The following is a 6,657-nucleotide window of genomic DNA, read 5'->3' as shown; positions in this document are numbered from 1 at the left end:
TTAGACTGCATCTGTGACGAATTCTGTGCATCCATAATCTCATTCCGCACAGAAGACATCTCATGGTCAAGAGCATTAATGGCATCTGCTGCCTTGCTCAGACGTTCTGCCACATGCTCCGGCATATCCCCTTTATATTTATATTCCAGGGAACGCTCGATCGTCGCCCAGAAGTTCATAGCCATTGTACGGATCTGTATCTCCGCCTGCAGCTTCTTTGGCCCTTTGATCGTATCCACTGTATAATAAATAATCAGATGATAACTTCTGTAACCACTCTGTTTAATATGCTTCAGATAATTCTTCTCACTCTTTATAACCATATCGCTTCTCTTCTGGATCAGGGAAGCAACCGTCTCTATATCCTCCTCAAACTGGCAGATAATACGAACACCGGCAATATCCTCCAGTTCTTCTTCCATTCTCTCCATAGGAATATGCTTGCGCTGCATTTTCTCAAGAATACTGCTCACGCTCTTAACCCTGCCCTCCACCTGCTCAATCGGGCAGTAAACATCATTCTCTTTACATTCATCAATAATGTGATTGAATTTCACTTCCAGCTCTCTCACAGCCAGTTCATACGGGCACAAAATGCTTCTCCATAACTGTATTTCCATTTTCACTCGCTCCTTGCATTTCATACATTTTGTTATTATAGCATAGATTTTGAAAAATATCTCGCTAATATGAATAGTTTCTGTTTTTTTTAGAAATGCGGTTACTGTTCACACACCACTATCCCGCGAGGTGTTTTGGCATGAATATGCCAAAATCCCGAGACATACAAGCCAAAATTCCATTGCCACAGGCAATCTGGAATGAATTTTGGCTACATTACTGTGAACGGAGTGAACAGTAACGAAATGCTTAGTTCCGCATTCTGATACAGTATATGCAAAGCACCGGACATATAGAACATTCAAAAAAGCACCCCTGCCGCCAAAGCGCAACAGGGATGCTTCCAACATCACTCTTTAAGAGCCTCCAGAACTTTCACCAGATACTTCCAGACTCTCTCTGTAGAAGAAATACTAAGCACCTCTTCAGACGTATGAATATCCTTCATATCAGGTCCCAGAGACACACAGTCAAGTCCTTCCATCTTCTTATAGAAAAGTCCACACTCAAGTCCTGCATGGATTGCCACCACATTCGGTTTCTGTCCATACATTTCCTCATATACTTCCACCATCTTATCACGAAGCGGTGAATCCTTGCGATACTCCCACGCAGGATAAACGCCCTGTCTCTCATACTCTCCGCCAAGGAACTCTGTCAGATAGGCAATCTTGTCAGAAAGGGAATCTCTGGCTGTCTCCACAGAACTTCTGATACTGGAGCTTCCCATTACCTCATTCTCAGAAGTCTTCAGAATACCGATATTCGTAGAAGTCTCTACCAGTCCTTTGATCGTTCCGCTCATTTTCTGAACACCATAAGGTACATTTACAAGGAAGAAAATTACTTTTTCTTTACTTGTGGGATGAAAAACCCTTACTTCCTGTTTTCCCTCATCTTCAACAGTTACTGTGATACCCTCATCAGTTCCTGCATACTCTTCTCTCCATGCTCCCTGCACAGAAGCCGCATATTCTCTGACAGCATCTGTATTTTCTTCAAGAACAAGGATTTCTGCTGTAGCCTCCCTTGTAATGGCATTATCTTTCTGTCCGCCCTGCACACTGATCAGTTCAAAATCTGTTTTCTCATCCAGACCATGGAGAAATTTTCCGAGAAGAGAATTTGCGTTTGCACGATTCTTGTCAATCTCAGCTCCGGAATGACCGCCCATCAGTCCGCTGATCTTAACTGTCAGCTTCTCTCCCTCTGCATCCAGTCTTGCCACTGGAATATGGCTGACTCCGGAAAGTCCGCCTGCACAGCTGATCCAGAGGCTTCCTTCTGCTTCAGAATCCAGATTGATAAATCTTCTTCCTTTTAATACACTGCAGTCAAATCCAACTGCACCCAGAAGACCGATTTCCTCATCTACAGTAATAAACACTTCAAGCGGCGGATGAGCAATTGTATCACTTTCCAGAAGTGCAAGACCATAAGCAACAGCAATTCCGTCATCACCACCAAGGGTTGTTCCGTTTGCAGATACATAGTCACCTTCTACAGAAAGATTTAATCCGTCTTTTGTAAAATCATGCTCTACATCCGGACGTTTCTCACATACCATATCCATATGTCCCTGAATGATCACTACAGGAGCATTCTCGTATCCCGCTGTGCCCGATTTATAAATAACCACATTATTCATCTCATCCTGAACATATTTCAGATCATGATCCTTTGCAAACTGAACCAGATAGTCGCTGATCTGCTTTGTATTTCCTGAGCCATGAGGAATTTTGCATATCTCCTCAAAATAATGGAACACTCTTTTGGGTTCACAATTCTCTAAAACTGCCATAATTATATTACCTCCAAAAATCACAAATTTGTCTTATAATATACCATTGTTTTCCCGATATACGACAAATTTTCCAGATATATTTTACCCAAATACTATAGCATTTATTTTCATTCTGCGCCATATAAATTTTATAAAGAATGGCAAACAATTGCAAAGAGGTTGTTGTATGTCCAAAAACACCATACTCACCGGTGGTATTTGTTTTCTTCTTGTCTTTCTTCTGCTGCATCCTGCTGAAAGTCTGTCCTGTGCCAGAGCCGGAATGACTCTGTGGCTGAATACATTAATCCCAACGCTTCTCCCATTTATTATTCTCACAGGAATGCTTACACATACCGGTCATATCCGGAAACTTCTCCTGCCATTTGAATCATTCTTTCATATTTTTCCGGGTGTCAGCATCTGGGGTGGTTATGTTTTCGTTCTCGGAATGCTGTGCGGTTATCCTCTGGGAGCCAAACTTGCCTCTGATCTGTATGGATTACATAAAATCAGCAAAAAAGAAGCTCTTTATCTCACTACCTTCTGTAACAATCCAAGCCCTGCCTTTATCATTACCTATCTCTGTAAGTCCTGTCTTAAGGATACAGTACCTGCCAGCATGGTCTTTGCGAGTATTTTTTCAGCAAATCTGATATGTATGCTGTTCTTTCGTTTTTTTGTGTACCAAAATGCCACCATCTCAGATTCCCCAGGATTTTCACCCGAGATTTCTTCTCGAAAAAATATACTTGATTTTTCTATAATGAACGGTTTTGAAACCATTACACGTCTCGGAGGATATATTCTATTGTTCTCCATTCTGGCAGGATGTATCAGATATTATGCGCCTTTTCCACTTCTCTATCAATACCTGCTGCTCGGATTTACAGAGATCACTTCCGGACTTTCTCTTATTTCAGTTTCCGGACTGCCATACATGACTCGTATACTTTTGTCCGCTGCAGCCACCGCATCCGGCGGTCTGTGCATCCTTGCTCAGACAAAAGGTGTTCTCCACCACGACCTCAGCATTCTGCCTTATTTTATTTCCAAGTGTATCTGTACATTCCTTACAGCAGGTATTCTTTACTGTCTGATTTCCTATCTGTGAAAATAAATTCTTTCCGGGAACTGTCATCATTTCATTATACAAAATCAGGGCAGGAAATTTTCCTGCCCCTTGTTTTCTCATCTTCTATATTTATAACTGATTTATTTTTAGTTCTCTCCCAGATCATCTAACAGATCGTCATCATCATCTTTCGCTCCGTCATTATCATGATAAGAGCCTGTAATTGCTGCAGCCTGTGCTGTCTGAGGTGCAAGTTCCTGACGATTGTGGTTTACAACATCAAGACAGCTCTGCAGGGAATCAATAAATGTTTTGTATTTCACACCTGCATCCTCTAATGTTGTATTAAGCACACTGCCAATATTGGCCATCATATCATCTGTATAGGTGATCGCGCTGAGACGAATGCTGTTTGCATCCTGTGTTGCAGAATCCAGAATCTCCTGTGCCTGTTTGTTAGCTGCATTGATCGTATCATTTGCCTGTGCATATGCTTTCTGCATAATCTCATGCTGTGTTACCAGTTCCTGTGCTCTTGCCTGTGCATCTGCGATCAGTGCATCTGCCTTAGTCTGAGCATCCTCAAGGATAGCGTCCTTATTGTTAATGATCTTCTGATAACGTTTAATCTCATCCGGAGTTTTCAGGCGGAGTTCTCTCAGAAGTTCCTCAATTTCTTCTTTATTTACCACAATCTTAGTAGTTGACAGTGGCTGGAATTTACAGCTGTCCACATATTCCTCAATCTCACCGATAATCTGTTCAATTCTGCTGCTCATAGTATATACACTCCTTATTTTCTATTTCTGTTACTGTACGCTCTATGTGAACAATAACTTATTTGTTGTCTGCTGTAAGACGAATCTTCTCAATAACTGCATCCGTTATCTCGGACGGTGCAAACTTACTCAGGTCGCCTCCAAAATGTGCAACTTCCTTCAATATTGTAGAACTCAGGTATGCATATTCCAGACTTGTAGTCAGAAATACAGTATCTACATCCGGTGCAAGTACACGATTGGTCTGAGCCATCTGGAGCTCATACTCAAAATCTGTAACTGCGCGAAGTCCACGTATGATCACCTGAGCGTGATTCTCTCTGGCAAAATTCACAGACAATCCCTCAAATGGTTTTACCTCGACATTAGGAACGTCCTGAGTCGCCTTTTCTAATATATTAACACGTTCCTGCACAGAAAACAACGGACTTTTTGAAGAATTATGTAAAACGCCCACTATCACTTTGTCAAAAGAAACTGCTGCTCTCCGGATCACATCAAGATGTCCATAGGTAGCCGGATCAAAGCTGCCGGGATATACTGCTATTTTCATTTATTTTTACTCTCTCTTTCCTCTGGCACATACACATATGCATAACAACACGAATGCTGCCTGCAGGCAGCAATTTTATGATAATTTCAGGAAGCAATGTATTCATTCTGAAATTATTATAGTTAATTATGCACGTTCTAAAAATACATGCTTATTTGTTTTATACTCTTTCGAACGCAGCTGCCTGTAACCGAGAGATTCCACATAACTGAAATCCGTCTGAAGATCCGCTTCCACAATAATAAGTGTATTCTTATCTGCAACTGTGCTGTCTTTCAGATATTCCAGCACCTGTCTTTCCAGTTCATTATTATATGGGGGATCCATAAAAATAATGTCAAAAACACCTTTTCCCTCAAGGGAACGCAATGCCTGCAACACGTCCATGTTCAGCAGTTTACCATCTTCTGCCAGTTTTGTAAATGCAAGATTTTCTCTGATGCATGCAGCAGCTTTTGGATTCTTCTCCACAAACACTGCATAAGAAGCCCCTCTGCTCAGAGCTTCGATTCCGATCCCGCCACTTCCGGAAAAAAGATCCAGGAAACGGCATTCCAAAAGCTCCGGCTGAAGTATATTAAATAATGTTTCTTTGATTCTGTCAGTAGTAGGTCTTGTGTCTATCCCCGGAATTGTTTTCAAATTAAGCCTTCTGGCTTTACCTGCGATCACTCTCATTTCAGATTCAGTCTCCAATCCAGGTCTCCTCTTGCAAGCCCTAAAATAAGAAGTTCTGCTGTGGCAATATTTGTCGCTACAGGAATATTGTACTGGTCGCATCTTCTCACGATGCTTGTGATATCCGGTTCTTTAGGATCGATCATGACCGGATTGTAGAACAGAATGACCATATCAAGATCCTGACGCTCTACCATCTCCATAAACTGCTTGTCTCCACCAATACTGCCGGCAAGGAATTTATGCACATGAAGGCTTGTCGCTTCTTCTATTCTCCGTCCGGTTGTACCTGTGGCATAGACCTCATGTTTGGCAAGTATATTCTTATAAGCGATGCAGAAATCTTCTATCAGTACTTTTTTACTGTTATGTGCGATTATACCTAAGTTCATAGTTTCTCCTCTCCGTTTCTCCTATTTATTTTGCGGATTTTATCTTTTATCCACAATCCTAACTGTAATTATAACAAAGCACTAAATAAAACGCAATTAAAACTTAAAAAATATACATAATTCATAATTTATTAATATTTTTCTTACAGTCATCATGCAAGTTTTCCTGTTTCCATGCTCTTCCTGTCCATGCGAAAACTTCCAGTGTATTATTTCTACATCTTCATATACTAGCATTGCAACACAAAGATACTTTCAAAAGAAAACAACAACCAAGGAGGAAATTGATATGTCAAACACAAAATCTTCTAACCAGACAGCTGTACCGGAAGCAAAAGGTGCGTTAGACCGTTTCAAATTCGAGGTTGCAAATGAATTAGGCGTACCGCTTACAGACGGGTACAACGGTAACCTGACTTCTAAACAGAATGGTTCTGTCGGAGGTTATATGGTCAAGAAAATAGTATCAGAACAACCGCTGAATTTCAATTCTATATTTTATATCATTCCCAGAGTCATTGTCAACTACAGAACAACATTCCCAGGTATTTGTTACTGTTTACGCACCACTATCCCGAGACATATAACCCCCGAAATAATTGTATTATGGCCTTTATTCTCGGCCGGTCTTATGATAAGATTCTCCGACATTTCCGGAACCGGAACTTGGTGTTCGCTGTCCCAGAGTGATCATATGTAATCGTCTGGACGCAGTGCGTGAGTCTAATGCGATTGGAGTATCAAGGATAGCAGGAATTTATGCAGGATTATGGCAT

7 protein-coding genes and 1 pseudogene are annotated in these 6,657 nt (G+C 41.1%); 2 read left to right on the top strand and 6 right to left on the bottom strand.

The features are described from left to right. Nucleotides 1-620 (bottom strand): GTP pyrophosphokinase (locus AC075J_RS08155; RefSeq protein ID WP_476390234.1); only part of this gene is annotated, 620 nt, incomplete at its 3' end. 350 nt (nt 621-970) lie between these two features. Next, nucleotides 971-2,422, bottom strand: a complete 1,452-nt coding sequence (locus AC075J_RS08150; RefSeq protein WP_476390233.1) for an aminoacyl-histidine dipeptidase — start codon at nt 2,420-2,422, stop codon at nt 971-973. A 169-nt stretch (nt 2,423-2,591) separates the two neighbouring features. On the opposite strand from AC075J_RS08150, the gene AC075J_RS08145 reads away from it, so the two are divergent. Next, nucleotides 2,592-3,518 carry a hypothetical protein gene (locus AC075J_RS08145; protein WP_476390232.1) on the top strand — a complete coding sequence of 309 codons (927 nt, stop codon included), beginning with the start codon at nt 2,592-2,594 and terminating at the stop codon, nt 3,516-3,518. 107 nt (nt 3,519-3,625) lie between these two features. Here the strand turns inward: AC075J_RS08145 and AC075J_RS08140 are convergent, their stop codons facing one another. The 4 genes from AC075J_RS08140 to AC075J_RS08125 form a co-directional block, all read right to left on the bottom strand. Continuing rightward, a complete protein-coding gene (locus AC075J_RS08140) occupies nt 3,626-4,258 on the bottom strand; it encodes a hypothetical protein (RefSeq protein WP_008702979.1) in 633 nt (210 codons plus the stop codon). 58 nt (nt 4,259-4,316) lie between these two features. Beyond that, nucleotides 4,317-4,811 (bottom strand): pantetheine-phosphate adenylyltransferase, encoded by a 495-nt coding sequence (gene coaD / locus AC075J_RS08135; protein ID WP_118572810.1) that lies wholly within the window; start codon nt 4,809-4,811, stop codon nt 4,317-4,319. A gap of 126 nt (nt 4,812-4,937) precedes the next feature. Further along, nucleotides 4,938-5,489, bottom strand: a complete 552-nt coding sequence (gene rsmD, locus AC075J_RS08130; protein WP_020993877.1) for a 16S rRNA (guanine(966)-N(2))-methyltransferase RsmD — start codon at nt 5,487-5,489, stop codon at nt 4,938-4,940. Then, a complete protein-coding gene (locus AC075J_RS08125) occupies nt 5,486-5,881 on the bottom strand; it encodes a methylglyoxal synthase (protein WP_008702973.1) in 396 nt (131 codons plus the stop codon). Before AC075J_RS08125 ends, rsmD begins: the two co-directional genes overlap by 4 nt. 289 nt (nt 5,882-6,170) lie before the next feature. Between AC075J_RS08125 and AC075J_RS08120 the strand changes: the two are divergent. Next, a pseudogene (locus tag AC075J_RS08120) lies at nt 6,171-6,356 on the top strand (small, acid-soluble spore protein, alpha/beta type); the annotation flags it as partial. Between the last annotated feature and the right edge of the window lie 301 nt (nt 6,357-6,657).

It is taken from the genome of Blautia sp. ZXY-1-C6 (genome assembly GCF_056339875.1).
This window is presented reverse-complemented; position numbering and strand designations above follow the sequence as displayed.